A 24,887-nucleotide genomic window follows, 5' to 3' on the forward strand; every position below is an offset into this window, starting at 1 on the left:
CCTCCTCGGTCGAGGGTCGAAGTCTTCGGCAGCGACGGCCGGGCGACGATCAGCAGCCCTCTTTCCCGAGCCGCCGAGCTGGTGCACCGAACGCCCCAGGGCATTGCAGGTGTCAGGACGTGGAGCCTTGGCGAATGAGCAGGCTGTGAAGCGTCGACCACCTGCCAGGTAGCACTCCGACCTGGATGGATCCTGCCCGGCTTGCGGGGCAGAGGATGTCAACTGGACACCTTCGTTCGCGCACTCTAGGAGATCCCACCCTCATGCTCGACAGACTCGACCTGCTGGTCATCGGTGAATGTGTCGCCGACATCGTCCGGCTGCCGGGCGCGGCCGATCAGGTCCACCCGGGCGGCAGCCCGGCCAATGTCGCGTACGGTCTGGCCCGGCTCGGGCGCAGCGCCACTCTGCTCACCCAGCTCGGACCGGACGACAACGGGCGGCTGATCAGGGACCATCTGGCCACCGTCGGGGTCGAGGTCCGCACGGACGGGGCTACGGCGCCCACCCCTTCCGCCGCCGTGACCCTGGACGGCGCCGGCCGGGCCACGTACACCTTCGCGATCACCTGGACGCTGGACCCGGTGTCCCTGGACCGGCCGCCGCACCATGTGCACACCGGTTCCATCGCGGCGGTGATGGAACCCGGCAACGCGACCGTCCTGGGCGCCGTCGAGTCACTGCGGGCGGGCGCGACGGTCAGCTACGACCCGAATGTGCGGCCCGAGTTGATGGGGGACCACGACGCAGCCGTGCGGAAGGTCGAGCGCTGTGTCGCGCTCAGCGATGTGGTCAAGGCCAGCGACGAGGACTTGAAGTGGCTGTATCCGGGCCAGGAGCCGGAGCAGGTCGCCGAGCAGTGGCTCGCCACCGGCCCGGCCGTTGTACTCGTCACCCGAGGGGGCGACGGCGCGCTGGCCGTTCTCCCGGGCGGGCACGTGACGGTCGACGCCCTTCCCACCGACGTCGTCGACACGGTGGGGGCGGGCGACGCCTTCATGTCGGGCACGCTGCACGCGCTCGCCTCGCACGGGCTGCTCGGCGCGGGCGGCCGGGAGTGGCTGCGCTCGCTGGACCGGGACACCGTGACCGATGTCCTGCGCCACGCGGCGGCCTCGGCCGCTGTGACCGTCGCACGGGCGGGCGCCAAGCCGCCGGACGAGGCGGAGTTGAAGGAGGCGCTCACCCGCCTCTGAACAGGGTCACGACATGACGGTGCCACCACCCTCTCGCGGGAACGGTGGCACCGTCATGTCGTGCCGTCAGCGCGGGGTCATCCGACCGAGATGGCCCGGGGACCGCGCACCACGACGAGTGGAGTGTCCCCATCCGCCCCCGACGCGTGCTGGGCGAGGAGCGCCAGCGGACGTTCGCGGCCGAACAGCGGGAGTCGCTCGGGGCGGCGGATCGCGGGTGGCAGCGGCGCGGGTTCCGATGGGATCCGGGAGAGCGGCAGGGTACTGAGGGCATCGAGAGCCGCCAGGTCCGCACAAAGGCCGCGAGTCCGAAGCGGACCGTGCCGGGTGAGGGAGGGAATGCCGTGTTCGAAGTCGGCCGCCCTCGGCGAGCGCCAGGGCCGTCAGCAGCCGCCGTGCACTCGGCCGGGACCATCGCCCGGCCGGAAGCTCCTCACCCGCGCACTCCACCCGGAATCCGCCGAGCACCTGGATCGTGACGTCTTCCACCGTTGACGGGGCCACCGGATTCCCTCCGTGCGCCGGACCATGAGGTCGGTGCACGGTAGGAAGCCCGCATTACCCGGTCATTACCCGTGCGCCTGCCCGTGCGGTGCCGGGAGCAGATGGGGTGTGCTGTCGTCGTCGAGGAACTCCACGACCGCTAGGGCGAACAGCGCCGCGATGGCCATCCATACGGTGACCATCGCCGTCGGCCGGTTCCACACGATCAGCACGACGGCGGCCACCACGACGACCGTCCAGTTCAGCGGGTCCTTCGCACGGTGCACCCAGGCGCCGATCGGACCGCCGGTGATCCCGGCCGCGTCGCGTACGGCGCCGATGCCGCCGTGCCACATGGCCTTGACCCGGCAGGCGGCGCGACCCTCGCCGGAGAGCCAGGCGGCGAGAGCCACCACCACGCCCAGGGTGATCACCATCCTGATCCCGGCGCGGAGGTAGCCGACCAGGGCATCGAAAAACGAACCGGCCGCCGGCTGCGAAACCGACGCCGGGAGGCTGTCCAGATAGAACGCGCGGAACACCCAGAGCGCCACGCCGAGGACCGCGGCGCCCACCGCGACCGCGAGGGCCGCGGTGACCAGCGCGCGGCGTCGGCGCACGGCGAGCAGTACCCCGCCGGCGGCGAGCACGAGGGTCAGCACCGGCAGCCAGAAGCCGACGATCTGCAGCAGCCGGAACCCCTTCTTGGCCTTGCCGATCGCATCGGACGTCAGCACGGTGAAGTCGGTGTGGATTTCGGGGATCTTCGCGGCGATGGTCAGCCCGTGGTCGACCAGGAGCTGTTTCACCCGGTCGATCACCGGGGCGAGATCGATGACGACCGTGTCGTTGGTGAGCTTCACGGCACCGCCGCCGCTGCCGGTCAGTGCCTTGACGGCTGCCGCGTGGGCGTTCCGGTTGAGGGCGACCCACACCGTCTCGAAGGCCTCGGACGACACGAACCTGTCCACCGTCCCGTGCACGAAGTTCGAGACCCCGGTGGTGATCGGGCCGCTCAGCCGCCCCAGCGCCTTGTCGACGACCGGCCGGTCCGCGGGGGCCACCTGTTCGAGGAGGGCGTGGACGTCCAGATGCGTCATCACGGCATCGGTGACCCGGTTCGACACCGCGGCCTGCACATCGGGATCGGAGGCCAGGGGCTTCACCATCGCCACATAACGGTCGGTGTCACCGATGTCGTCCCTGGCCCAGGCGGCGACGATGCTCAGCGGGGTGAGGACGGCCGCGACGAGGATCAGCAGCACGGCGAAGAACGAACGGATCCGGGGCCGGGACCGTGCCGGAGTACGCGCCTCCAATTGCGCCATCCGTGCGCGCAGCGCATCCAGCTCGGCGCGGGCGCTGGAGGAATCCAAGTGATCGGGGTCCGGTGTTGCCATGACCCAAGGGGATGCCCTGCGCGTCCGTGCAGCGCGGCGGGTTGCTGCGAAAGGGTGAGCACGGGGGCTCGCGGGGGTACGCGGTTCACGCCCTCGGGCCTCGCGCGCCCCCGTTCGGCCCAGTAAGCGCATCCTCGCCGGGGCGACTGCCGTTCGACAGCCGGCAGGCCTGATCGATCGCGGAATCGGAGCAGCGAGTGGCGAGGGGATACGTACTCGACGGCGGTGGGCAGCGGGACGCGGAGCGGCTCACCGGGTCGTTCGCCCGGCCCTTGACCGTGCCCGGCCAGGGTCCCGGCCCGGCCCCCGTACGGACCGCGGTCCTGGAAGCCGTCGCGGGGTGGGTGCCGGGGGAACCGGTGGGCAATGACGCGTTGCCCTCCGCCTGGGGCGTGGACGATGCCTGGGTGCGCGCCCGCACCGGCATCGTCAGCCGCCACCGGGCCGGGGTGGGACTGGCCACCGGGGACGTCGCCTTCGAGGCCGCCCGGCGACTGGTCGGGGACGACGGTTCGACCGCCGCCGGGCCGGTGGACGCGCTCGTGCTCGCGACCGCCACCCCCGACCATCCCTGCCCCGGCACAGCTCCCGCCCTCGCTGCCCGGCTCGGTCTGGGAACGGTCCCCGCATTCGATCTCGGCGCCGCGTGCAGTGGCTTCGTCTACGGGCTCGCCGTCTGCCGGGGGCTCGTGGCCGCCGGTCTCCACGACCGGGTGCTGCTGGTGGGCGCAGATGTGTACTCGGCCTGGCTGGACCCGGCCGACCGGTCGGCGGGCGTGGTGTTCGGCGACGGGGCCGGTGCGGCACTCGTGGGAGCCGGACGGGCGGGGACCCCCGGTGAGCTGCTCGACTTCGACCTGGGCAGCGACGGCACCGGGTACGACCTGATCACCGTGCCCGGTGGCGGTGCGCGGTCCCGCTCGACGCCGGAGCAGGCCGCCGAGGGCGACGAGTTCTTCCGTATGCAGGGCCCCGCCGTGTACCAGCACGCCGTCGAGCGCATGACGGGATCCTGCCGGGCTCTGCTGGCCAAGGTGGGGTGGGACGCCGCCGACGTCGACCACTTCGTACCGCACCAGGCCAACGCGCGGATTCTGCGGGCGGTGTCCGCCCGCGTCGGCATTGACGCGCGGCGCTGTGTCACGCACCTGGAGCGGGTGGGGAACACGGGCGCCGCGTCGATTCCGCTGGCGCTCGCCGACGCAGCCTCCAAGGGCCGGTTCCGGGCCGGCGACCAGATGCTGATCACCGCCTTCGGAGGCGGTCTGACCTGGGGGTCCGCCGCTCTTCGCTGGCCGGGAAACCCGCATGAACCACGCACGGAGCGCGACGGAGGAAACAGGACATGACGCAGACTGACACAGGGGTCGCGGTCACGGGAGTGGGGCTGGTGACCCCCGCCGGCGCCGACGAGCACGCCTTCTGGGCGGGGCTGTGCGCGGGACGCTCCATGGCGCGGCGCTGCGACGAACTGGCAGGACTGCCGGTCGACTTCGCCTGCCCGGTCGACGGGATCGACCTGGACCTGGTGGTGGGCGGCCGATCGGTGTGGCGGATGGGACGGTTCGTGAAACTGGCCCTGGTCGCCGCCCGGCAGGCCGTCGCGGACGCCGGACTCTCCCCGGAGGCCTGGGACGGATCCAGGGTCGGAGTGGTGGTCGGCGTCGGCGTCGGCGGAGTGTCCCTGCTCGTCGACAACGTGCGCAAGCTGGACGACGCCGGACCGGAGGGGGTCTCTCCGCTGCTGGTACCGATGATGATCCCGAACGCGGCGGCCGGCGAGGTCGCGATCGAGCTCCGCGCCCAGGGCCCCAGCCTTGCGCCCGCCACCGCCTGCGCCTCCGGGTCCACCGCGATCGCTGTCGCCCGTGACCTGCTGACCAGCGGTCGGTGCGACACCGTGGTGGCCGGCGGGGCGGAGTCCGTGCTGACGCCGCTGGTGGTGGCGGCCTTCGCGAAGATGGGGGCGCTCTCCACCCGGACAAGCGATCCGGCGGGCGCGTCGCGGCCGTTCGCCGCGGACCGGGACGGGTTCGTCCTCGGCGAGGGCGCCGCCATGCTCGTACTGGAGCGGACCGTCGACGCCCGTGCCCGCGGCGGCCGGCTGCGCGCGCTGCTGACCGGCGCGGGCTCCAGTACGGACGCCCGCCACCCCACCGCTCCCGCGCCCGACGGCTGCGGTGCGCAACAGGCGGTGGAGGCGGCGCTGCACGAGGCGGGCTGGACGCCCCGCGATGTCGACCACATCAACGCGCACGGCACGTCCACCCCGCTGAACGACGCGATGGAGACCGAACTCGTCTCCCGGCTCTTCCCGCACCGTCCTTCCGTCACCGCCGCGAAGGGAGTGATCGGGCACACCCTCGCCGCTGCCGGTGCGATCGAGGCGGTGGCGACCGTACTGACGCTGGAACACGGCATCGTGCCGCCGATCGCCAACCTGGACGCGCTGCCGGACGGGTGGGACCTCGACTGCGTGACCAAGGAGCCGCGCAGGCAGGACGTCCGGCGGGCCGTCAGCCACTCCTTCGGCTTCGGCGGACACAACGTCGCGCTGGCCTTCGAGCGCGCCTGACCCGTTGTCCCGCCTGTGCAACGGACGGCGAGGAAGTGTGTCCTCGCCGTCCGTTGATCGTTCTGGTAGTCATGACCGCAACGATCGACAGCGTCGGCACTCAGTCCACCGCGGACCTTCTCAAAGGTGTGCTCTTCGGTGATAACTTCCGCCAGGAGCACGGTCCTTGGCGTCGGTTGATCTCCACGCAGCCGTTCCGCCGCCCGGCCGACCGCACACCCGACGAGCGCCTCTCCCTCGCGTACGAACGGCTGAGGATCCTCAACAGCACCCTCGGCAGCGCCGCCGGAACGGCCGCCGACCCGCGCGCCCTCGCCGCCCTGCACGAGTGGATCGGCCCGGTGGACCCGGCGCTCACCACCGTCGCGGGCATCCACTACAACCTCTTCCTCGGCAGCCTCCTCGACCATGACGGCGATACCCGTCGCGATCTGTCGGACTTCCTCCGACTGCGGCGCATCGGCACCTTCCTCTGTACGGAGGTGGCGCACGGCAATGATGCGGTGGCCGTCGAGACCACCGCGACGTACGACCGCGCACGCGACGGTTTCGTCCTGCACACCCCGCACTCCGGGGCACAGAAGTTCATGCCCAACGCCAGCCCGGCCGGCGGCCCCAAGACCGGACTGGTCGCGGCACGCCTGCTGGCCGACGGCGCCGACCATGGAGTCTTTCTCTTTCTGGTGCCCCTCACCGACGAGGTGCGGCCGCTGCCCGGGGTACGGGTCCGCAGGCTCCCGGCACGCCTGGGCAGCCCGGTCGACCACTGTCTGACCTCATTCGACCAGGTCTTCGTGGAACGCGAGGCGCTGCTCGGCGGCGAGCACGGACGGGTCGGCGACAACGGGGAGTTCAGCAGCGCCATGGGCAACCGCAGGCGTCGCTTCCTCACCTCGATCGGGCGCGTCACGGTCGGCAAGATCTCCATGAGCGCCTGCGCGGTCGGCGCCGCGCGCGCGACGCTGGCCGTCGCGGTCCGCTACGGCGGCCACCGGTACATCTCCGGCCCGCGCGCCGCGCAGCCGGTGCCGGTGATCGCCCACCGCAGCCACCACGGGCCGCTGGCCGAGGCCATGGCCACTGTCTTCGCGATGAGCCTGCTGCACCGCAGAGCCCTCGACCGGTGGGAGGCACAGGGCGGCGCGGGGCCGGGCGCGGGGCGGGCCGAGGCGGAGCGACTGGTCGCCGTGGCGAAGGGGTGGATCACCTGGCGGGCCCGCGCGGTCATCGTCGAATGCCGTGAACGGTGCGGAGCGCAGGCGCTGTTGGAGAACAACGGCATGGCCGACCTCGTAGCCGGTGCGGAGGGCGTGATCACCGCCGAGGGAGACAACCTGGCCATCCACACCAAGGCCGCCGCCGAGATGCTGTTCGCCGCTCCGCAGACCCCGCAGGACAGCACTTCTGATACCGCGCCCGGAGATCTCGCCGACCCCCGGTTCCTCGGGCGGCTGCACGCGTATGTGGAGGACCTCTGGTTCGCCCGGGCCAGGGCGCGGATGAGCGGCGCCCGGAGTGATGGGCCGCTGGACCGGTGGAACGCGGCGTCCGGGCCGGCATTGCGTGGCGTCGAGGCCCACGCCCACCGGCAGGCGACCGAGGCGTACGCGGACGCGGTCACCGGAGTGCCCGAGGGGCCCGCACGTGATCGACTCGACGAACTGCAGCGGCTGTTCGCCCTGCGGTGGGTGGCCCGCAACAGCGGCGATCTGCTCGCCGCCGGTCGTCTGACCATCGACCAGGTCAACGCTCTGCCCGACGCCGTCGAAGGGCTCATCGCAGATGTCGCCGCGCATCTGCCCACCCTGATCGAGTCCTTCGCGCTGCCGGAAGAGGTGCTCGCGGACTGGCCCATCGCGGGCGCCGACTACGCCGACGTGTACGACGATCCGGAGGCGGCGTGGCGGAGCGCCGCGGGGGCCGAGGGGGAGCGGTGACGGCCCCGCAGGAGCGGGCCGCCGGGCGCACGCGCCGGGTACGGGAGGCCGCGCAGGCCCTCGGTGTCCGGGCCGTGCTGCTGGGGTACTGGGGCACGACATCCCTCCTCGCCCGGTGCCGCACGAACGCGCGTACGGGCGTAGGCGAATCGGTTCGCCGCAAGGCGTAACTGGAGGAACGTCATCCCGTTACTTCGGCGTCGGGACGGTGACATTCACCCGGTCCGACGCACCTGCACCACAGAGCGAAGAGGAAGATCATGAGTGCGATTCATCCCAAGATCACCGACGTCCTCATCAGCACCTTCAAGGTGCCCGCCGCCGAGATCCTCCCCGACTCCACCATGGACAGCCTGGAGATGGACTCGCTCGCCGTCGCCGAGTTCGCCGTCATCATCAAGGAGAAGCTGGGCGTCGACGCAGGCTCCGACAGGCTCTACAAGGACGCCACCCTGGCCGACATCACCCGGTTCATCGACGAGACGGTCGGCGGCGTGGCGACGGCGAGCGGCGAGGCAGCGATGAGCAACCCCCGATGAACAGGCCTGCCGTCGTCGTCACCGGCCTGGGGATGATCACCCCGGCCGGCAACGACACCGAAACCACCTGGAACGGGGTCTGCTCCGGGGTCTCGCCCGCCCGCGCCGTCCCCGAACTCGAAGGGTGTGAGATCGACTTCGCGTGCACGGTCTCCGGCATCGATCTGGACGAGGCGGTCGGCGGCCGGACGGCCTTCCGGATGGGGAAGTACGTCAAGTTCGCCGTCCTCGCGGCACGGGAGGCGGTCGCGGACGCCGGACTCGACCCGGCCGACTGGGACGGCAGCCGGGTGGCCGTCGTCGTCGGCACCAGCAGCGGAGGGTCCGCCGGCCTGACCGAACAGGCCGTCGCACTCGACCGGCGCGGGCCGGAGGCCACCTCCCCGTCCGGCATCCTGCTCACCATTCCGAACATGCCCGCGGCCGAGATCGCCATCCGGATACGGGCCACGGGTCCCAGCATGGCGCCGTGCACCGCCTGTTCGTCCGGGGCCACCGCGCTCTCCGTGGCCCGGGACCTGCTGGTCACCGGCCAGTGCGACATCGCGATCGCCGGCGCCACCGAGTCCATCGTCTTTCCGGTCGCCATGACCGGCTTCGCCCGGTCCGGCGCCGCCGCCCGCAGGGACGGCGACCCGGCCCGTCTCTGCCGGCCGTTCGCGGCCGATCGTGCCGGACTCGTCATGGGTGAGGGTGCCGCCCTCATGGTGCTGGAGCGGGCGGACGACGCCCGGGCTCGGGGGGCGGCGCCGAGAGCACTGCTCGCAGGCACGGGGGCCACCACCGACGCCCACCATCCCACCAGCCCGCATCCGTCCGGCGCCGTCGCCCGGGCTGCCGTCGAGGCGGCACTGCGCGACGCGGGCTGGCGGGCCGAGGACGTCGAACACGTCAACGCGCACGGCACGTCGACACCGCTGGGCGATGCCACCGAAGCCGCCCTCATCGGCCGGGTCTATCCGCACCGGCCGCCCGTCACCGCTCCCAAGGGCGTGCTGGGCCACTGCATGGGGGCAGCCGGAGCCATCGAGGCCGGGCTGACGATCCTCACGCTCCAGCACGGAGTCGTACCACCGATCGCCAATCTGGACGCCCCGGCACCCGAGTTCGACATCGACTGCGTCACCAAGGCGCCTCTCCTGCAGCCGGTCCGCCGCGCCGTCAGCCACTCCTTCGGGTTCGGCGGCCACAACGCGGTGATCGCCCTCCAGCGCCCGTAGACCTTGCGGCACTACGGCTGCGCCATGTGGAACTGGCGGAAGGCATCGTCGGACGCGACGGCGTAGCCGGCGCGGTAGCCGTTCCGGAACACGGTGACGGTCACGGCCGGCGCGGCCGAGGGTGTCAGATCGTCCGGCTCCGAAGCTGTCAGCCACCACCGGGCGGCGCGCCACCGTCAGGCGAGCCGCCATGGTGCGCGGCGTCCCCCGGGCATGACAGCGGCATGGCCGGGCCGGCCCGCGGCACTCGGCACGGTGCGGGTCCGGCCCTCGCCTCTGCGGCCCTCGCCTCTCGCCGGCCCTCGCCTCTACGGCACCGCACGCGCCCGATCACCGAGCCTGGCCTCCGAGCCTCCCGGTGAGGTCGTAGTGCCGATAGAGCTCCTCCTCCTCGGCCACGGAGAGATGCGCGTCCGCGTCCACCTTGGGGGCGTCCTTGACACTGTCCTTCGGATGCTTGATGTACAGGTCGGAGCCAACCTTGCGGGCCCCGCGGAGCGGCACGAAGCTCTCCTTCATACCGAACAGGCCGGTTCTCACCGTGATCCAGTCCGGTCGCCCGCTGTCGTCGTCGACATACACCCGCCCCACGCTGCCCACCTTCTCGCCCGCGGTGTCGTACACCGTCAGGCCGTCGAGCTCTCCGGGATCCGTGAAATCGTCAGGGGCTGCCATGACCGATTCCTCCTCGCCCGGGCGCGTCCGTGGGCGGGCCCACCAGGGAAGGCGCGTCCGGACTCCATCGCGCCTCACCCGGACGGACGGTGCAACCTCCCGGCCCGGAGAAGGGCCGTCCGCTGCGTCCCCGGGGGCGCAGTGCGACACCGATGGGGCCCCGCCCCGCGCACTGGGCCATTCGGGTGAGAACCCGTAGGGCCGCAACGGGTCCGTGAAATTCGGACCCACGCCCGGGACGGACCTCGCTCGGGTCTCAGGTACGCATGGTCCGCGTGGGGCGGAGCGATCTCGACGAGGGTGGCCGCGCCCGCCACCGGACTGCGAAGGCGTCCGTCTCCGCGTCCATGCCCCCGTTCCGCCCGCACGCGGAACAGCCGCCCGTCCGCCCAACCATCCCTCGTTCCGGGTGCGTTGACCGTAGGATCGGCATCCCGCCATCGGCCGCCCCGAACGGCTGCGCCAGCCGCCGGTCCGGAGCCGACGACCGTCAGGAGAGGCCCGTTGAACATCCCGCCGATACCGGGGCAGGCCACCGCGCACCGCATGGATCCGGCCGGCGGGTGCCCGCATGCCGACAATGCCCGGCTGCTCGCCCGGGGCGCCGTGGCATCCGTCGTGCTGCCGGGCGATGTGCCGGGGATGGCGGTGCTCGGGCACGACGCCCTCAAGGAGTTTCTCGCCCACCCCGATGTCGCGAAGGACGCACGCCACTTCACCGCGCTGGCCGAAGGACGGATCCCCGACGGCTGGCCGCTGCGGACCTTCGCCACCGTGCAGGGCATGACCACCGCCGATGATGCGGACCACCGGCGGCTGCGTGGGCTGGTGAGCAAGGCGTTCACCGCCCGGCGGGTGGAAGCGCTCCGGCCGCGCATCGAGACCCTGACCGCCGAGTTGCTCGACCGGATCGACGCGGCAGCCGAGGAGGGGGACGGGACGGTGGACCTGCGCGCCGGGTTCGCGATGCCCCTGCCGATGGGCGTCATCTGCGAGCTCCTCGGCGTCGACGGCCGGTACCAGGACCGCCTGCACCATCTGTCGAACCAGATCGTCGCCACCGACATCGGGCCCGTCGAGGCCATGGCCGCCAACCGGGAGCTGGTGGAACTGCTGAGCACCGTCGCCGCAGCCCGCGCCGAGCAGCCCGGCGACGACCTCACCAGCGCGCTGATCACAGCCCGCGACGACGGAGGAGACCGGCTCGGCCGGCACGAACTCATCGGCACCCTGCTCCTGATGATCATCGCCGGTCATGAGACCACGCTGAACCTCGTCACCAATGCCGTACGTGCGCTGTGCACCCACCGGGACCAGCTCGACCTGGTCACCACGGGCCGCGCGGGATGGGCCGACGTGGTGGAGGAGACACTGCGCTGGGACAGCCCGGTCAGCTACTTCCCGTTCCGCTATCCGACCCGCGACCTGACCCTCGACGGGACCGTCATCCCACAGGGCACCCCCGTACTCGCCGGATACTCGGCCGCCGGACGCGACACGTCCGTGCACGGCCCCGACGCCGACCGCTTCGACGTCACCCGGCCGGCCAGGACATCGGCGGCCCGCCACCTCTCCCTCGGCCACGGGCCGCACTACTGCCTGGGAGCGCCGCTCGCCCGGATGGAGGCGACGATTGCGCTGCAGCAACTGTTCCGCCGCTTCCCGGAGCTGGACGTCACCGTGCCGGACGAGAAACTGGTGCGCCATGCCAGCTTTGTCGGCAACAGCGTGCGGACACTGCCGGTACGGCTCCGCCCGGACACGGGCTCCGCCGCAGGCTGAGGCCGGACACCGCACGCAGTGCTGCGACTCGCGCCCCATATGATCGACAGGTCGTTGCCGACCGTCGTCCTTCTGTGCCACCGGGAGTGCACCATTCGTTCCGTACTCGTCCGCCCGCCCGGACAGCGCGTCGAGCTGCTGGCCCGGCAGGAGGACGGCCTCGCCCTGCACCATCTCGTCTGGCGGCTCGGACCCGGCTGGCGGGTGTGCAGCAGCGCCGTGCTCGGCGGCGGCATCGGTCCGCGCGCATGGATCCTCAACGCGCAGGTTCCCGGCGGCTATCCGCGGCTCGACCCCGATGCCCATCTCGCCGAGATCGCCGCCGCGGAGGATCTCACCGGACCGGGTGCCGCGCTGATGACGGCGGCCGATGTCACCGCGTACACGGTCGCCACCGACGAGGGCGTGACCGCAACCGTGACCAGCGGTCTCGGAGTACGGGGCTGGGCCGCCGACCCGGCTGCCGGAACCGACGGACCGCCGCCGCCGAGCACGGTCAATATCGTCGTCACGGTCCCCGTGGCTCTCTCCGACGCCGCACTGGTCAACGCGATCGCGACCGCCACCGAGGCGAAGGTGCAGGCGCTCCTGGACGCCGGACTCAACTGCTCCGGCACCCCCACGGACGCTGTGTGCATCGCCGCACCCGAACCCGGACCGGGGGCCGCGGCGCAGCCGTTCGCCGGCCCGCGGTCGCGGTGGGGATCGCGACTCGCCAGAGCAGTGCACGGTGCCGTGCTCGACGGCGCATTGCGGCAACCTTGACCTCTCACCGCCCCGCGCCGGCGCGGGGCGCGGCCGACGAAGGGACCACGCTCTCATGACGTCCACACCTGCCCACGTCACCCGTAAGCGGCCGACCGTGGCCGTCCTCGGCACCGGGATCATGGGATCAGGGATGGCGCGGAGCCTGCTCCGGGCGGGACTCGGCGTCCGTGCCTGGAACCGTACGCAGTCCAAGGCGGCTCCTCTCGCCGCCGACGGCGCCACAGTCACCGAGACGGCGGAGGAAGCCGTACGGGGCGCCGATGTCATCGTGACCATGCTCAACGACGGCCTGTCCGTCGCCGCCGCGCTCACCGCTGCCGCGTCGGGCGTGCACGGCGGTCAGATCCTGTTGCAGAGCTCCACCGTCGGACCCGACGCCACCGCTGATCTCGCCCAGCGGGCGGCGGACTTGGGACTCGTCTATCTCGACGCCCCGGTCGCCGGAACCAAGCAGCCCGCAGAACAGGGCGCGTTGACGGTCTTCGTCTCCGGCCCGTCCGCCGTCCGGCCGTCGGTGGAACCGGTGTTGGATGCGATCGGGCAGCGCACGGTCTGGGTCGGAGAGGCCCCTGGTGAGGCCTCGCGACTGAAGCTCGTGGTCAACACCTGGGTGATCAACATGGTGGGCAGCATTGCCGAATGCCTCAATCTTGCCGAGGGACTGGGCGTCGACCCGCAGTCGTTCCTCGACGTGATGAAGGGCGGCCCGCTGGACTCCGCCTACCTCCAGGGCAAGTCCGCGGCGGTCCTTTCCGGCGACCTCACCCCCAGCTTCGCCCTGTCCACCGCGCTCAAGGACACCCGCCTCATCCTCGAAGCCGCCGGACGGTCCGGGGTGATCCTTGACCTGGTCGCCGCGTCGGCCGACCGGTTCGAGCGCGCGGAGGCGGCCGGCCACGGCGGTGAGGACATGATCGCCACCTACTACGCGGGCCGTCCGGCGGAGAAGGCCGACGACTGACCGTCGACGACCGCGGCGGGAGCCGGGGCCACGCGCTCCGTGGCCCCGCCGAACGCGAGGAACGTGGTGCGTGAGGCGAGCAGCCAGACCCCGTCGACCTTGCGGAACGTGTCCTCGTAGTGTCCGATGTTGGCGGGCAGCCTGGGCAACGGCAGGCTGTCGCTCGTCCCGTCGATCCGATAGGTCGCGAAGTACGTCGTCGACGACGCGGTCGTCGCCGAGTCCACCGTGACGAGGATGTTCGTACACATCCGCCGTGACAGCCGGTCTGCCGGCCGGCCGCCGAAGTAGTCACGCAGCGCCTCGCGCCCCACGATGCGGCGCTCGCCGCCGGGCCATTCCCATGTGCCGTCGGCGGTGAACAGCTCGGCGACCGTCCCCGGTTCTCCGAGGTCGAGCCGGCGGACGAACTCGATGACGAGACGTTCGCAGGCCCGCTCGGCGAGCAGTAGTTCCAACTGGTCAAGGGACGTACGGGAGTTGTTCGACATCCCGAAGTCGTATCAGTCCGGGTCGCGGCCGTGCCAGAGCATTTCTGCCGGCCGCCCCGCCCGTCAGACGACGTGTACCCCGTGCCGTACGACCGCGTCGAAGAGATAGCCCTGTGTGTTGTGGACCGCGACGTCCGGCTGCGTACGGCCCGTCCGGTCCGTCGCCCGCGCCAGCAGGACCGCCGGACCGCGCTCCTTCGGCAGCCAGTCGGCCGACCAGCGGACCCAGCTCCCACTGCGCGGCTCGTCGCGCAGCCGGGCGCGCCGCCATCGGGCGCCGCCGTCGGTGCTGACCTCGACGGTACGCACCGGGGCCCCGCCCGACCAGGAACGTCCGGTGAGCACCTGGCGCCGATGCACGGGAACCGACACGCCGGGTGCCAGTTCGAATGCGCTCTTCAGCGTCTGCCGGGTCAGCGGCGCGCTGCCCTCCGGCGGGTACGCGGGGCCGAACAGCCGGTAGAGACCGGTGTTCCACGGGGAGAGCAGGGGTTCTGCACTCACCTCGATGTCGCCGACCCACTTGATGTTCGCGATACCGACCCAGGACGGCACGATCAGGCGCACCGGATACCCGTGGTCGGGCGGCAGAGGCTCGCCGTTCATCTCGTACGCGAGAACCACATCGTCCAGCGCTTTCGCGACGGGCAGCGGCCGCCGCACCCGTCCCAGGTTCGTCCCGTCGCTGACGACCTCGTTGTCGAGCCCGCGCGGCAACACGTCGACCGCGTTCCTGCCGATGCCCGCCCGCCGCAGTACATCTGCCAGCCGCACCCCGCGCCAGCGGGCCGTACCGATCGCGCCCAGGGTCCATGCGGTGCCGCTGACCTGCTGGTTCTGCTGCGTCGAGTAGAAGCTGCGGGCGTTCCCCGCGCATTCGACGAACGCGGTGCGGGTGACGGACGGCAGGGCGCGCAGCTGGTCGTACGTGAAGTCCACGGCCGGGCCCGTCAGTCCGCTGCCCCATACGGTGAGCCGCCAGCCGGCTGCGTCGATCCTTGGTGTGACGGTGTGGTTGCGTACGAAGAAACGGTCGGCCGGAGTGAGCAGGCCGGTGGATCGCAGCGCCGCGAAGTTGGTCTCGGCATTGGTGCCGCGCACGGTGAAGAGCTCGGGTGGCAGCGGCTTCACGATGCCGGGGGCGGGTGAGTCGGCCGCACGGGCGGGAGCTGCTGCCACAAGACCGGTCACCGATGCGGCGGCTACGAACCTCAGCAGATCACGGCGCTCGATCCCGGCGGACCGGGCGACCCCGCGCGACCACTGGCCCAGTCGCATCCGGTCGTACGCGGCCTCGGACGGCGGAACGGATCTCATGAACACTCCAGGGTGGGGAGACAACAACTGGGATGGCACAGCGACGGGATGCAGCGGGGGCAGGATGTCGGACGGCCGGGATCTCAGGGCGACTCTCGGCCGTCGGTGGATCAGGTGAGCAACTCCCTCACCAGAGCGCCCACCTGGCCCGTCTCGATCAGGAAGCCGTCGTGTCCGTAGGGCGACTCCATGGTTCTGAGCCGGTCCGCGCCGGGCAGGAGCGCCGCCAACTCCGCCTGCTGCGCGAGCGGGTAGAGGCGGTCGGAGTCGACGCCTGCGACCAGGGCGGGCATCCGGGCACGGCGCAGCGCCTGCGCGATACCACCGCGGCCCCGGCCGACATCGTGCCCGTTCATTGCCGCCGTGAGTGTGACGTAACTGCCCGCGTCGAAGCGTTGCACCAGCTTGGCCGCGTGATGGTCGAGATATGACTCCACCTGGTAGCGCCCGCCCCGTCGCGGGTCCTCGCCGGTCTGGGCCTGCCTGCCGAACCGGGCACCGAGCTCCGGCTCGCTGCGGTAGGTGACATGGGCGATCCGCCGGGCCAGTCCGAGGCCATGGTGCGGACCGCTGCCCGGCGACGCCGCGTGGTAATTACCGCCTCGCCACCCGGGGTCGGTGCGGATCGCGGAGATCTGTACGGCCCCCCAGGCGATCTGTTCCGCCGACGCGGCCGCCGGAGCGGCCAGCACCAGCAACGATCCGGTGCGATCCGGCCGGCTCGCCGCCCATTCGAGCGCCCGCATTCCGCCCATCGATCCGCCGATCACCGCCGCCCACCGTCCGATACCGAGCTCGTCGGCCAACTCGGCCTCGACCATGACCTGATCACGGACCGTCAGATCGGGGAAGGCGCCGCCCCAGTGAGCGCCGCCCGGACGCCGTGACGACGGGCCGGTGCTGCCCTGACAGCCACCCAGAACATTCGGGGCGACGACGAACCAGCGGTCGGTGTCCAGCGCTCTTCCCGGACCGATCAGCGCATCCCACCAGCCCGCTGTCGGATGTCCGGGTCCGGCAGGTCCGGCCACATGGCTGTCACCGGTCAGCGCATGCAGCACCAGTACCGCGTTGGCGCCGTCCGTAGCCAGACTCCCCCAGGTCTCGTACGCCAGTCGCACACCCGGCAGCGAGCTGCCGGACTCCAGCGCCGCCGGCCGTCGCAGCGTCACCCAGCTGCGGCGGCCCGGCGGATCCCCCTCCTGCCAGCCTCCGGTGGCCGGCGGGAGGGGGTGTGCGAGGGGCGAAGTGACCATCCTGTTCAGGACGCCGCCTTCGCGGCGCGGAACCCCGCCTCCAGATCGGCCTTGAGGTCGTCCACGTTCTCCAGGCCCACCGAGAGTCGCACCAGCCCGGCGGTCGCGCCGGTGGCCGCCAGCTGATCCTCGGTCAGCTGGCTGTGCGTGGTCGACGCCGGATGAATGATCAGACTCCGTACGTCACCGATGTTGGCGAGGTGGCTGAAGAGCTCGACCGCGTCCACGAACCGCTTGCCCGCCTCCACCCCGTCCCGCAGTTCGAAGGCGAGCACAGCTCCGGCGCCCCGCGGCAGATAGCGCCGCCCCGCCTCGTACCACTTGCTCGAACTCAGCCCCGCGTAGTGCACGGCGGACACCTCGTCGCGCAGCTCCAGCCACTCGGCCAGTGCCAGGGCGTTGGACGTGTGCCGCTCCAGCCGAAGACTGAGCGTCTCCACGCCCTGCAGCAGCAGGAACGCGGAGTGCGGGGAGAGCGCGGGCCCGAAGTCGCGCAACAGCTGGACCCGGAGCTTCACCGCGAAGGCGCTCGGCCCCAGATCGGGCCAGTAGCGCAGCCCGTGGTAGCTGGGGTCGGGCGAGCTGAAGTCGGGGAAGCGCTCGGCATGGGCGCCGAAGTCGAACGTGCCGCCGTCCACCACCACACCGCCGATGGTGGTGCCGTGGCCGCCGAGGAACTTCGTCGCCGAGTGGATCACGACATCCGCGCCGTGCTCGATCGGGCGCAGCAGATACGGGGTGGGCACGGTGTTGTCGACGATCAGCGGCAGTCCGGCCGCGTGCGCGGCATCGGCCACCGCCCGGATGTCGAGGACGTCGCCGCGCGGGTTGCCCAGGGTCTCCGCGAACAGCGCCTTGGTGTTCGGACGGATCGCTGCCGTCCAGGCATCGATGTCGTCGGGGTCGTCGACGAACGACACCTCGATCCCGAACCGGGGGAGCGTGTGGCGGAGCAGGTTGTACGTGCCGCCGTAGAGCGAGGTGGAGGAGACGATGTGGTCCCCGGCGCCGGCCAGCGTCAGGATGGCGAGGGTCTCGGCGGCCTGCCCGGAGGCCAGTGCGACAGCTGCAACGCCCCCTTCCAGAGCGGCGATCCGCTGTTCCAGGACGTCCTGGGTTGGGTTGTGGATGCGCGTGTAGATGTTGCCGGGTTCCGCGAGCGAGAACAGATCGGCCGCATGACGGGTGTCGCGGAAGACGAACGACGAGGTCTGGTAGATCGGCACCGCACGCGCGCCGGTCGTCGGGTCGGGGACGGCGCCGGAGTGGATCTGCTTGGTCTCGAAGGACCACGCGGATTGCGCGGCCGCATCCTGGTGGTCGTGGTCCTCGGGGGTGTGTCCTGCGGTGACGGAGTCGATGGGCTGGCTCATGACGTTCCTCGCACGGTAGATCTGTGGCGGAAATACGGTGAGGGGCAGGGGGCGACGCACTGACTACGGACCGTAGAGCGCGTCACACGGGTGCGGAAGCTTGCCTCGGGCATGGCCATGAGGCTGCAATACCCCTGCAACAGAAGGCTGTTGGGGCAGTGGCGTTGTGGTCCGCTCAGGCGGCCGTGGAAGCGCCGGACGGGATCCCGAAGGCCGGGGCCGGTACGGTGTCGGGGCTGAGCAGGACGGACGGGCGGCCGTCCGTACCGATCGGGACATCGCCGTCGACGGTGACCCGGCGCAGTTTGCGGTCGTGCGTGTCGGAGTCGTCCACGCCGTAGTGCTGGGTGGCGCGGTTGTCCCAGATGGCCACATCACCCGTCTGCCACTGCCAGCGCACTGTGTTCTCCGGACGCTCGATGTGGGACTGGAACAGATCGATCAGGGCCCGGGAGTCGCGGCCGGTGAGTCCGGCGATCCGCTGGACGAAGTTGCCGAGGAGCAGCACCCGTTCGCCGGTCTCGGGGTGGACGCGCACCACCGGATGCTCGGTGCGGAACTTGGTGGAGGTGAACACCTCGCGGTATTTGGCGAACGCCTCGGGCCGGGCATCGGGGCGCACCGCCGCGTAGTCGTAGTCGTTGGAGTGGATCGCCCGGAGGCTGTCGGCGAGGGCGCGCAACGGCTCGGGCAGTTCGGCGTAGGCGGCTGCCGTGTTGGACCACAGGGTGTTGCCGCCGTACGGCGGAATGGTAACGGCCCGCAGGATGGAGAATGCCGGGTAGGCGGGCACGAAGGTGACGTCGGTGTGCCACTGGTTGGCCCGGCCGCCGTGGTCGGAGTCGATGCCGAGCGCGTAGCGGCCGTCGGCGGACGGCACGGTCGGGTGGGCGACCGGGGCACCGAGGAGCCGTCCGAACGCCTCGTGGCTCTCCCCGTCCAGGTGGTCCTGGCCGCGGAAGAAGATCACCTTGTGATCGAGGGCGGCAGCGCGCACGGCTGCCACGACGGCGGGTTCGAGATCGCCGCCGAGACGGACGCCGGACACGACGGCTCCGATGCGGCCGCCGATCCTCTGGACGGTGACGGGGTTGGTGGCGACGGTGGTGGTGTCATGGGTCGGGTCGACGACGGGTGCGGAGGTCATGGCGGAGCCCTTTCCGTACGGAAATGGTGTGTCCGGGAGTGATGGGCGAGCGCGGGCACGGCCGCGCATCGGCGGTGCCGTGGGAGTCGTCGCTGCGGCAACGTCCGTGCGTGCGTCAGCTGTTCAGCGGAGCTGGTCGCAGCGGAGAGCGCGGCTACACGCCGCGGACGCTACGCGTCCCAGATCGACGTGGCGCCGCGAGACGAGAGTCGAGGTCGCGGACATGCCGCGAGCGTGTCAGCGGCTCCGGAGGCCGTCAACTCCGGCTGCGATGTCCGTAGAGAGGGCCCGGAGACCGGAGCAGGTGGCGGTCACCCCATTGCCCCGCAGCTCCCCACATGACCTCTGACCTGCACAGTCATCCCCATTCACAAGGGCTGCGCGGAGACCGGTGGGCATGTGGCGGCGGGCGCCGAGGGGCCCACTCGATTTCATCGGGCCGCAATGTGGGGGAGGGGGGGCGGCGACAGGACCCGCGCAGAACCGCCCCACCGGTACGGGGGAGCCCGGTGGGGCGGTCGGCACCAGCCTGCCACAGGCGGCGTCCGAATGGGGGCCGACCGGCACGTACCCGTGAGCAGTTGAGTCGAAATCGATCCCGGACCGGATGGTGGGCGCCGTCAGGCGTGCGGGTGTCCGACGAGGGTGTGCGCGACGGCGGGGGAGTCCTGTGTCGTGCAGGAGTGGCTGCTGGGCCGCGAGGAACGGGCCGCGTCTCCCGCTCCGGCAGACGAGGGACGTCGTCCACCACCAGCGTCGCCTGGCCTGACATCGCCGGTACGTACTCCACCGAGTCCGCGCCGTGCGAGCCGACCTGGCTCTGTGCATGCGGGTGCAGACGGGTCCGGTAGATCCCGATACGGCCCAGCTCATGGCCGACGAACAACGGATCGACCGTGGACGGCGGCCGGGCGGGGCCGATCGGTGCGTACCTCGCCCCGGCCCGGATTCATTGCGACCCTGTGAACAGTGCACCGCCCGGGAATACATGCATGTCACACGGAGCTCTTGCAGCTGTAGCCGACAGCGGCTGCCAAGGCGGCCGATGCCATGAACCGGAGCGAGGGAGCTCATGCCGAAGGCGTACGTATTCACCCGCAGCGGCGGACCGGAGGTGGAGGCCTTCGTCGAGCAGGAGGTGCCCACCCCCGGACCCGGGGAGCTGCTCGTCGCGGTCCGTGCTGCCGGGGTCAACCCGGTCGACTGGAAACTGCGCAACGGATACACCAGGCCCGGCAGCGCGCCGCCGCACCATCCCGCCGTGTTCGGCAGCGAAGCGGCCGGGGTGGTCGAGCAGGTGGGCCCCGGTGCCGAGGGGTTCGAAGTCGGGGACGCGGTCTTCGGCAACCCGCTGACCGGTGGTTACGCCGAGTACACCGTGCTGCCCGTCGCGGTCACCGCGCACAAGCCGGACAGCCTGTCGTTCACCGACGCGGCCGCGCTGCCGGTCGCGGCGGCCACCGCGTACGACGGCATTCGCCAGCTGGACCCCGCACCCGGATCGACCCTGCTGATCAACGGCGCCGGAGGCGGCGTCGGTGTGGCCGCGGTCCAGCTCGCACGCCACTTCGGGGTCCGGGTCATCGGTACGTCGAGCGCGGCCAAGAGGGACTTCGTCGAGTCGCTCGGTGTCGTGCACGTACCGTCGGGACCCGGCATCGTCGACCGCGTGCGGGCAGTGGCCCCGGACGGGGTCGACGCGGTCTACGACCTGGTCGGCGGTGACGCGCTGCGGGCCGTCGCGGAGCTGCTCACGGACCGGAAGCGGCTGATCAGCGCAGGGGGCAAGCCGCTCGCCGTGGAACTCGGCGGGGCAGCAGTCGTCCGGGCCCGTACCGCCGCCGTCCTCGACGAAGTGGCCCGCCTCGCCGTCAGCGGTGCCTTCAGGACGTACGTGACGCAGACCTTCCCGCTCGCCGAAGCGGCCGCGGCGCTGCGTGCGGTGGAGAGCGGACACACCCGCGGCAAGATCGTGATCGAGGTGGAGGCCGCATGAGCGCCCCGCACCCCACCGTCCCCGGCGCGCACCCGCTGGACAACCCGGCCCGCGCCTCGCTGACCGGACCGCACGCCCACTTCGCCGAGCGCTTGGGCCGCATTCTGCGCTACCCGACCGACGTCTCACCGTGGCTTGCGCTGCCGGACCTCCCGGACGCGGCAGACTGGGCCGACGTCGCCGCACTCGCCGGCCCCGGAGGGTCTGTCACCCTTACCGCGCTGCGTGAGCCGCCGCCCGGCGACTGGGAGGTCACCTTCCGCGCGGAGGGCGTCCAGCTCGTCGACGACGGGGTGGACGCGGCCCCGGATCCGGAGGCTGTCCGCCTCGGTCCGGCCGATGTGCCGGAGATGCTCGACCTGGTCGCACGGACCCGCCCCGGACCGTTCCTGCCGCGCACCGTCGAGCTCGGCACCTACCTGGGTATCCGCCGCGACGGGGTTCTCGTCGCCATGGCCGGCGAACGGCTGCACCCGACCGGTTGGAGCGAGATCAGCGGCGTCTGCACGGACGAATCCGTGCGAGGCCAGGGGCTCGCCACCCGGCTCGTCCTCGCCGTCGCCCACGAGATCAGGGAGCGCGGCGAAACGCCGTTCCTGCACGCGTCGGCGACCAACACCAACGCCATCAGGCTCTACGAATCACTGGGCTTCCGGCTCCGGCGCCGGACATCGTTCCTCTCCGTCGTCGTGCCTCGGGACCTGCCGGTGTCCGACCGCCGCGGCGCGGGCGACGCACGGGCGGAGGCGCTGCGCTGACATCGGACCGCCTCTCCTGCAGCGCCGACTCCCGGAGTCCCGGGCCGATGGAAGGGACCTTCGGCCCGGGACTTCCGGACCGAATGCCGTCGGTCCGCCCCGCCCCGGGACTTTTGGCACGGCCCATGAGGCCGTAAGCCTCGTGTGCCGAACGCCGGACTCCGGGTGCACTGGAAAGTGAGTGCCGGAACCGGACCGGCGCCTGCAGGAGGAGGCAGTGCAGTGAGGATCGGGCTCCAGCGCTCCGCGGCCGTACGCAGTGCGGCGCTGCCGGTGACCGATGCAGGGGAAGCCGAGGCCTCCGCGGCCCGGGTCGGGAACGCGGCGTTGTTCGGCGGCCTGGCTCTGCTGACCGCTCTGATCGTCGTCCTCGACATACTGACCGGCAACGACCTGCGCATTGTGCCTCTGCTGGTCGTCGTGCCCGCATTCGTCTCGGTCTTCGGCACCATCCGGCAGACGGTGGGCGTCGCCACCTGGATCATGGTCGTCGTCGTCAGTTCCCGGCTGGTGTCCGGCGGGTCGTTCTGGGATCTTGCCAGCGGCGTCGTCTTCACCGTGCTGGCCTGTGGCCTGGGCATCGGTTCCTGCGTGCTGCGGATACGTCACGCCACCGAGATCGCCAGACTGCGCACCGCGGCGGTCGCTCTCCAGCGGCAGATCCTGCGCCCGCTGCCCGTCCTGACCGGCCATGTCGTCGCTCACGGGGTCTACGCCCCGATCGAGGAGGACCGGCTGGTCGGCGGTGACATCTACGAGGTCGTCGAATCGCCGTACGGAACACGGGTGATCATCGGCGACGTCCAGGGCAAGGGGATCGCGGCCATCGGAGCGGGGTTCGCCGCGCTCGGCGCGTTCCGGGAAGCGGCCATCCGCGAGCCCACCCTGACCGGGGTGGCGGACGCCCTGGAGGACGCGGTCGTCCGCCACAACACCTTCTCCGCCCAGACCGGTGAGACCGAACGTTTTGTCACCGCCCTGATCCTCGGCATCGACGACGGCGACCAGGTGGAGGCCGTGAACTGCGGCCATCTGCTGCCCCGGCTGCTGCACGACGGTGCGGCCGCCGCTGTGCCGCTCCGGCAGACCTCCGTCCCGCTGGGCATGGCCGAGCTCAGCAGCGAGCCGCGGGTGGCGGAACAGCTCGACTTCCCGTCCGGCGCGACGCTCCTGGTCTTCACCGACGGAGTGACCGAGGCCCGCAACGCCGACGGCACCTTCTACCCGCTGGACACCCGGCTCGGCCGCTGGGCAGGGAGCGGGCCGCGCGAGGTGCTGGACGCCCTCCATGCGGACCTCGACGCCTTCACCGGCGGCGTACGACGCGACGACATCGCGGTGCTCGCCCTGCGCAGGGCGCCGGTCGGGAGCCGCAGGCCCGTGCTGGCCGGCGAGGGCGCGCGGCGTACCGGGCAGGCATTCGGCGAACGATAGACAACGGGCCTGCCCTGGTCCCCATCATGTCCCGGCGCGACTCATGTCGCGCCGGGACATTTTTGGGTGTACGGTCCACATATGAATCCGGAACAGAAGACTCCGGATCGACGGAGCCGCAAGGCCCGCCGGACCCGGGACACGCTTGCGCAGGCCGCGTTCGAGCTCGTACTCGAACGGGGCCTGAAGAATGTGACGGTCGAGGAGATCGCGGAACGCGCGGATGTCGACCGGCGCACCTTCAGCCGGTACTTCACGAGCAAGGAAGCCGCAGTCCTGGACTCGCTCCGGGGTGACGGCGACCGGATCAACGACGCCCTGCGCGCCCGCCCCGCCGACGAGCCCCCGCTCACCGCCTACCGCCGCGCCGTCGTCGCCTGGCTCGACGACCCCGCGGCGCAGGCCTGGCACCGCCGGTCCCGGATCTTCGACCTGCTGGTCATCGCCGAGGAGGAACCCACCCTCTACGCGGCCTTCCATCACATCAGGGTGGACGCCCAGGAGGACTCCGTCGCCATCATCGCGGACCGGCTCGGCGTCGACCCGCGGCTGGACCTCCGTCCCGCCGTCACGGTCGCCGCAGGCGCCGGGGCACTCCTCGCCGCCCAGGCCACCTGGGTACGCGGCGGACGACCGGACGCCCTGCCCCAACTGGTCGGGCAGGCCTTCGACGCCCTCTCGGGACAACTGCTCGCGCAGCTTCCCGCCGGGCCGACGCAGCACAGCACCACGGAAGGAAACGCACCATCATGACCACCCCCCTCACCCCCGCCGACCAGGAGTTCGCCGGCCGGACCGCCCTCATCACCGGCGGAGCTTCCGGCATCGGACTGGCTCTGGCCCGTCGGCTCGCCGCGGGCGGAGCGGCCGTCGTCGTCGCCGACTACGACGAGGCGAACGCCCGCAAGGCAGCCGCCGAGCTGGAGAGCGCCGGCGCCAAGGCCGCCGCGGTCGTCATGGACGTGACCGACCCGGCCTCCGTCGAAGCAGGTGTGCAGCTCGCCGTCGACACGTTCGGTGCCCTGCACCTCGCCGTCAACAACGCGGGCATCGGCGGCCCGAGCACACCGACCGGCGAGTACGCCGTCGAGGACTGGAACCGGGTCGTCGCCACCAACCTCAGCGGGGTCTTCTACTCGCTGCGCTACGAACTCCCCGCCATCGTCGCGGCGGGCGGCGGCGCCGTCGTCAACATGGCGTCGATCCTCGGCACCAACGGCTTCGCGGGATCCCCCGCCTATGTCGCCGCCAAGCACGGCGTCGTCGGCCTCACCAAGACGGCAGCCCTCGAATACGCGGCACAGAACGTCCGGATAAACGCCGTCGGCCCCGGCTTCATCGACACGCCCCTGCTGCGCAACACCGAAGGCCCGGCCCGCGACCACCTCATCTCGCTGCACCCCGCCGGCCGCCTCGGCACCGCGGAGGAAGTGGCCGAACTCGCCGCCTTCCTGCTCTCCGACCGCGCCTCCTTCATCCACGGCAGCTACCACCTGGTGGACGGCGGCTACTCCGCGTCCTGAGCGGCGGCTGCGCGGCGGCCCGCACCCTTGTGTTCAGGGCCGCTGCGCCCCGTTCG

Annotated in this window: 22 protein-coding genes and 1 pseudogene; 15 read left to right on the forward strand and 8 right to left on the reverse strand. The window is 71.6% G+C overall.

Annotation, left to right across the window (positions count from 1 at the left end; all coding sequences use genetic code 11):
- The first annotated feature begins 263 nt into the window (after nt 1-263).
- Nucleotides 264-1,196: a carbohydrate kinase family protein gene (locus OHA88_RS39445; RefSeq protein ID WP_328629058.1), complete on the forward strand. Its 933-nt coding sequence runs from the start codon at nt 264-266 to the stop codon at nt 1,194-1,196.
- A 569-nt stretch (nt 1,197-1,765) separates the two neighbouring features.
- Here the strand turns inward: OHA88_RS39445 and OHA88_RS39450 are convergent.
- Entirely contained in the window at nt 1,766-3,079 is a 1,314-nt protein-coding gene (locus tag OHA88_RS39450; RefSeq protein WP_328629059.1) for a hypothetical protein, read from the reverse strand.
- 272 nt (nt 3,080-3,351) lie between these two features.
- Here OHA88_RS39450 and OHA88_RS39455 point away from each other — a divergent pair, with 272 nt between their 5' ends.
- The 6 genes from OHA88_RS39455 (at nt 3,352) to OHA88_RS39480 (ending at nt 9,350) form a co-directional block, all read left to right on the forward strand.
- Complete coding sequence (locus OHA88_RS39455; RefSeq protein WP_328629904.1) at nt 3,352-4,428, forward strand: beta-ketoacyl-ACP synthase 3; 1,077 nt, start codon at nt 3,352-3,354, stop codon at nt 4,426-4,428.
- Nucleotides 4,425-5,654 (forward strand): beta-ketoacyl-[acyl-carrier-protein] synthase family protein, encoded by a 1,230-nt coding sequence (locus OHA88_RS39460; RefSeq protein ID WP_328629060.1) that lies wholly within the window; start codon nt 4,425-4,427, stop codon nt 5,652-5,654. The genes OHA88_RS39455 and OHA88_RS39460 overlap by 4 nt, the downstream gene beginning before the upstream one ends.
- A 71-nt stretch (nt 5,655-5,725) precedes the next feature.
- Nucleotides 5,726-7,591, forward strand: coding sequence for an acyl-CoA dehydrogenase family protein (locus tag OHA88_RS39465; protein ID WP_328629061.1), 1,866 nt, complete (start codon nt 5,726-5,728; stop codon nt 7,589-7,591).
- Complete coding sequence (locus OHA88_RS39470) at nt 7,588-7,761, forward strand: hypothetical protein (RefSeq protein ID WP_328629062.1); 174 nt, start codon at nt 7,588-7,590, stop codon at nt 7,759-7,761. The genes OHA88_RS39465 and OHA88_RS39470 overlap by 4 nt, the downstream gene beginning before the upstream one ends.
- Before the next feature lie 90 nt (nt 7,762-7,851).
- Nucleotides 7,852-8,130, forward strand: coding sequence for an acyl carrier protein (locus tag OHA88_RS39475; protein ID WP_326601842.1), 279 nt, complete (start codon nt 7,852-7,854; stop codon nt 8,128-8,130).
- Nucleotides 8,127-9,350 (forward strand): beta-ketoacyl-[acyl-carrier-protein] synthase family protein, encoded by a 1,224-nt coding sequence (locus OHA88_RS39480; protein ID WP_328629063.1) that lies wholly within the window; start codon nt 8,127-8,129, stop codon nt 9,348-9,350. Before OHA88_RS39475 ends, OHA88_RS39480 begins: the two co-directional genes overlap by 4 nt.
- A 345-nt stretch (nt 9,351-9,695) precedes the next feature.
- Here the strand turns inward: OHA88_RS39480 and OHA88_RS39485 are convergent.
- A pseudogene (locus OHA88_RS39485) lies at nt 9,696-10,025 on the reverse strand (PRC-barrel domain-containing protein); the annotation flags it as partial.
- A gap of 546 nt (nt 10,026-10,571) precedes the next feature.
- On the opposite strand from OHA88_RS39485, the gene OHA88_RS39490 reads away from it, so the two are divergent.
- The 3 genes from OHA88_RS39490 to OHA88_RS39500 are packed head-to-tail and all read left to right on the forward strand — an operon-like array spanning nt 10,572 to nt 13,536.
- Entirely contained in the window at nt 10,572-11,807 is a 1,236-nt protein-coding gene (locus tag OHA88_RS39490) for a cytochrome P450 family protein (protein WP_328629905.1), read from the forward strand.
- A 39-nt stretch (nt 11,808-11,846) separates the two neighbouring features.
- A complete protein-coding gene (locus tag OHA88_RS39495) occupies nt 11,847-12,572 on the forward strand; it encodes an adenosylcobinamide amidohydrolase (RefSeq protein WP_443044393.1) in 726 nt (241 codons plus the stop codon).
- A gap of 55 nt (nt 12,573-12,627) precedes the next feature.
- The gene (locus tag OHA88_RS39500) at nt 12,628-13,536 is read left to right on the forward strand and encodes an NAD(P)-dependent oxidoreductase (protein ID WP_328629064.1); all 909 of its coding nucleotides are present in this window, start codon (nt 12,628-12,630) and stop codon (nt 13,534-13,536) included.
- Here OHA88_RS39500 and OHA88_RS39505 read toward each other — a convergent pair.
- The 6 genes from OHA88_RS39505 to OHA88_RS44750 all read right to left on the reverse strand — a co-directional run bounded on the left by OHA88_RS39505 (nt 13,500) and on the right by OHA88_RS44750 (nt 19,345).
- On the reverse strand, nt 13,500-14,027 hold the full coding sequence (locus OHA88_RS39505; protein ID WP_328629065.1) for a nuclear transport factor 2 family protein: 528 nt from the start codon (nt 14,025-14,027) through the stop codon (nt 13,500-13,502). The genes OHA88_RS39500 and OHA88_RS39505 overlap by 37 nt on opposite strands.
- A 63-nt stretch (nt 14,028-14,090) precedes the next feature.
- Nucleotides 14,091-15,344, reverse strand: a complete 1,254-nt coding sequence (locus OHA88_RS39510) for a sulfite oxidase (RefSeq protein ID WP_328629066.1) — start codon at nt 15,342-15,344, stop codon at nt 14,091-14,093.
- Nucleotides 15,345-15,454: 110 nt separating this feature from the next.
- A complete protein-coding gene (metX, locus tag OHA88_RS39515; protein WP_328629067.1) occupies nt 15,455-16,600 on the reverse strand; it encodes a homoserine O-acetyltransferase MetX in 1,146 nt (381 codons plus the stop codon).
- A gap of 5 nt (nt 16,601-16,605) precedes the next feature.
- On the reverse strand, nt 16,606-17,973 hold the full coding sequence (locus OHA88_RS39520) for a bifunctional o-acetylhomoserine/o-acetylserine sulfhydrylase (RefSeq protein ID WP_328629068.1): 1,368 nt from the start codon (nt 17,971-17,973) through the stop codon (nt 16,606-16,608).
- Between the two features lie 175 nt (nt 17,974-18,148).
- A complete protein-coding gene (locus tag OHA88_RS39525) occupies nt 18,149-19,120 on the reverse strand; it encodes a TauD/TfdA dioxygenase family protein (protein ID WP_328629069.1) in 972 nt (323 codons plus the stop codon).
- Between the two features lie 123 nt (nt 19,121-19,243).
- On the reverse strand, nt 19,244-19,345 hold the full coding sequence (locus OHA88_RS44750) for a putative leader peptide (RefSeq protein ID WP_354006158.1): 102 nt from the start codon (nt 19,343-19,345) through the stop codon (nt 19,244-19,246).
- Between the two features lie 847 nt (nt 19,346-20,192).
- Here OHA88_RS44750 and OHA88_RS39530 point away from each other — a divergent pair.
- The 5 genes from OHA88_RS39530 to OHA88_RS39550 all read left to right on the forward strand — a co-directional run bounded on the left by OHA88_RS39530 (nt 20,193) and on the right by OHA88_RS39550 (nt 24,831).
- Entirely contained in the window at nt 20,193-21,116 is a 924-nt protein-coding gene (locus OHA88_RS39530) for an NADP-dependent oxidoreductase (RefSeq protein ID WP_328629070.1), read from the forward strand.
- A complete protein-coding gene (locus tag OHA88_RS39535) occupies nt 21,113-21,874 on the forward strand; it encodes a GNAT family N-acetyltransferase (RefSeq protein WP_328629071.1) in 762 nt (253 codons plus the stop codon). The genes OHA88_RS39530 and OHA88_RS39535 overlap by 4 nt, the downstream gene beginning before the upstream one ends.
- A 222-nt stretch (nt 21,875-22,096) precedes the next feature.
- Nucleotides 22,097-23,308 carry a PP2C family protein-serine/threonine phosphatase gene (locus OHA88_RS39540; RefSeq protein WP_328629072.1) on the forward strand — a complete coding sequence of 404 codons (1,212 nt, stop codon included), beginning with the start codon at nt 22,097-22,099 and terminating at the stop codon, nt 23,306-23,308.
- Nucleotides 23,309-23,389: 81 nt separating this feature from the next.
- On the forward strand, nt 23,390-24,061 hold the full coding sequence (locus tag OHA88_RS39545) for a TetR family transcriptional regulator (protein WP_328629073.1): 672 nt from the start codon (nt 23,390-23,392) through the stop codon (nt 24,059-24,061).
- Complete coding sequence (locus tag OHA88_RS39550; RefSeq protein ID WP_328629074.1) at nt 24,058-24,831, forward strand: SDR family NAD(P)-dependent oxidoreductase; 774 nt, start codon at nt 24,058-24,060, stop codon at nt 24,829-24,831. The genes OHA88_RS39545 and OHA88_RS39550 overlap by 4 nt, the downstream gene beginning before the upstream one ends.
- Nucleotides 24,832-24,887 lie beyond the last annotated feature (56 nt).

It is taken from the genome of Streptomyces sp. NBC_00353 (genome assembly GCF_036108815.1).
Taxonomy (GTDB): domain Bacteria; phylum Actinomycetota; class Actinomycetes; order Streptomycetales; family Streptomycetaceae; genus Streptomyces.

Bases quoted from the DNA above. Each gene is read 5' to 3' on its own strand.
- OHA88_RS39535 (WP_328629071.1), top strand. From the start codon at position 21,113: ATGAGCGCCCCGCACCCCACCGTCCCCGGCGCGCACCCGCTGGACAAC.
- OHA88_RS44750 (WP_354006158.1), bottom strand. From the start codon at position 19,345: ATGTCCGCGACCTCGACTCTCGTCTCGCGGCGCCACGTCGATCTGGGA.
- OHA88_RS39505 (WP_328629065.1), bottom strand. From the start codon at position 14,027: ATGTCGAACAACTCCCGTACGTCCCTTGACCAGTTGGAACTACTGCTC.
- OHA88_RS39450 (WP_328629059.1), bottom strand. From the start codon at position 3,079: ATGGCAACACCGGACCCCGATCACTTGGATTCCTCCAGCGCCCGCGCC.
- OHA88_RS39495 (WP_443044393.1), top strand. From the start codon at position 11,847: ATGATCGACAGGTCGTTGCCGACCGTCGTCCTTCTGTGCCACCGGGAG.
- OHA88_RS39500 (WP_328629064.1), top strand. From the start codon at position 12,628: ATGACGTCCACACCTGCCCACGTCACCCGTAAGCGGCCGACCGTGGCC.
- OHA88_RS39520 (WP_328629068.1), bottom strand. From the start codon at position 17,973: ATGAGCCAGCCCATCGACTCCGTCACCGCAGGACACACCCCCGAGGAC.
- OHA88_RS39545 (WP_328629073.1), top strand. From the start codon at position 23,390: ATGAATCCGGAACAGAAGACTCCGGATCGACGGAGCCGCAAGGCCCGC.
- metX (WP_328629067.1), bottom strand. From the start codon at position 16,600: ATGGTCACTTCGCCCCTCGCACACCCCCTCCCGCCGGCCACCGGAGGC.
- OHA88_RS39530 (WP_328629070.1), top strand. From the start codon at position 20,193: ATGCCGAAGGCGTACGTATTCACCCGCAGCGGCGGACCGGAGGTGGAG.
- OHA88_RS39525 (WP_328629069.1), bottom strand. From the start codon at position 19,120: ATGACCTCCGCACCCGTCGTCGACCCGACCCATGACACCACCACCGTC.
- OHA88_RS39465 (WP_328629061.1), top strand. From the start codon at position 5,726: ATGACCGCAACGATCGACAGCGTCGGCACTCAGTCCACCGCGGACCTT.
- OHA88_RS39475 (WP_326601842.1), top strand. From the start codon at position 7,852: ATGAGTGCGATTCATCCCAAGATCACCGACGTCCTCATCAGCACCTTC.
- OHA88_RS39490 (WP_328629905.1), top strand. From the start codon at position 10,572: ATGGATCCGGCCGGCGGGTGCCCGCATGCCGACAATGCCCGGCTGCTC.
- OHA88_RS39480 (WP_328629063.1), top strand. From the start codon at position 8,127: ATGAACAGGCCTGCCGTCGTCGTCACCGGCCTGGGGATGATCACCCCG.
- OHA88_RS39460 (WP_328629060.1), top strand. From the start codon at position 4,425: ATGACGCAGACTGACACAGGGGTCGCGGTCACGGGAGTGGGGCTGGTG.
- OHA88_RS39445 (WP_328629058.1), top strand. From the start codon at position 264: ATGCTCGACAGACTCGACCTGCTGGTCATCGGTGAATGTGTCGCCGAC.
- OHA88_RS39550 (WP_328629074.1), top strand. From the start codon at position 24,058: ATGACCACCCCCCTCACCCCCGCCGACCAGGAGTTCGCCGGCCGGACC.
- OHA88_RS39510 (WP_328629066.1), bottom strand. From the start codon at position 15,344: ATGAGATCCGTTCCGCCGTCCGAGGCCGCGTACGACCGGATGCGACTG.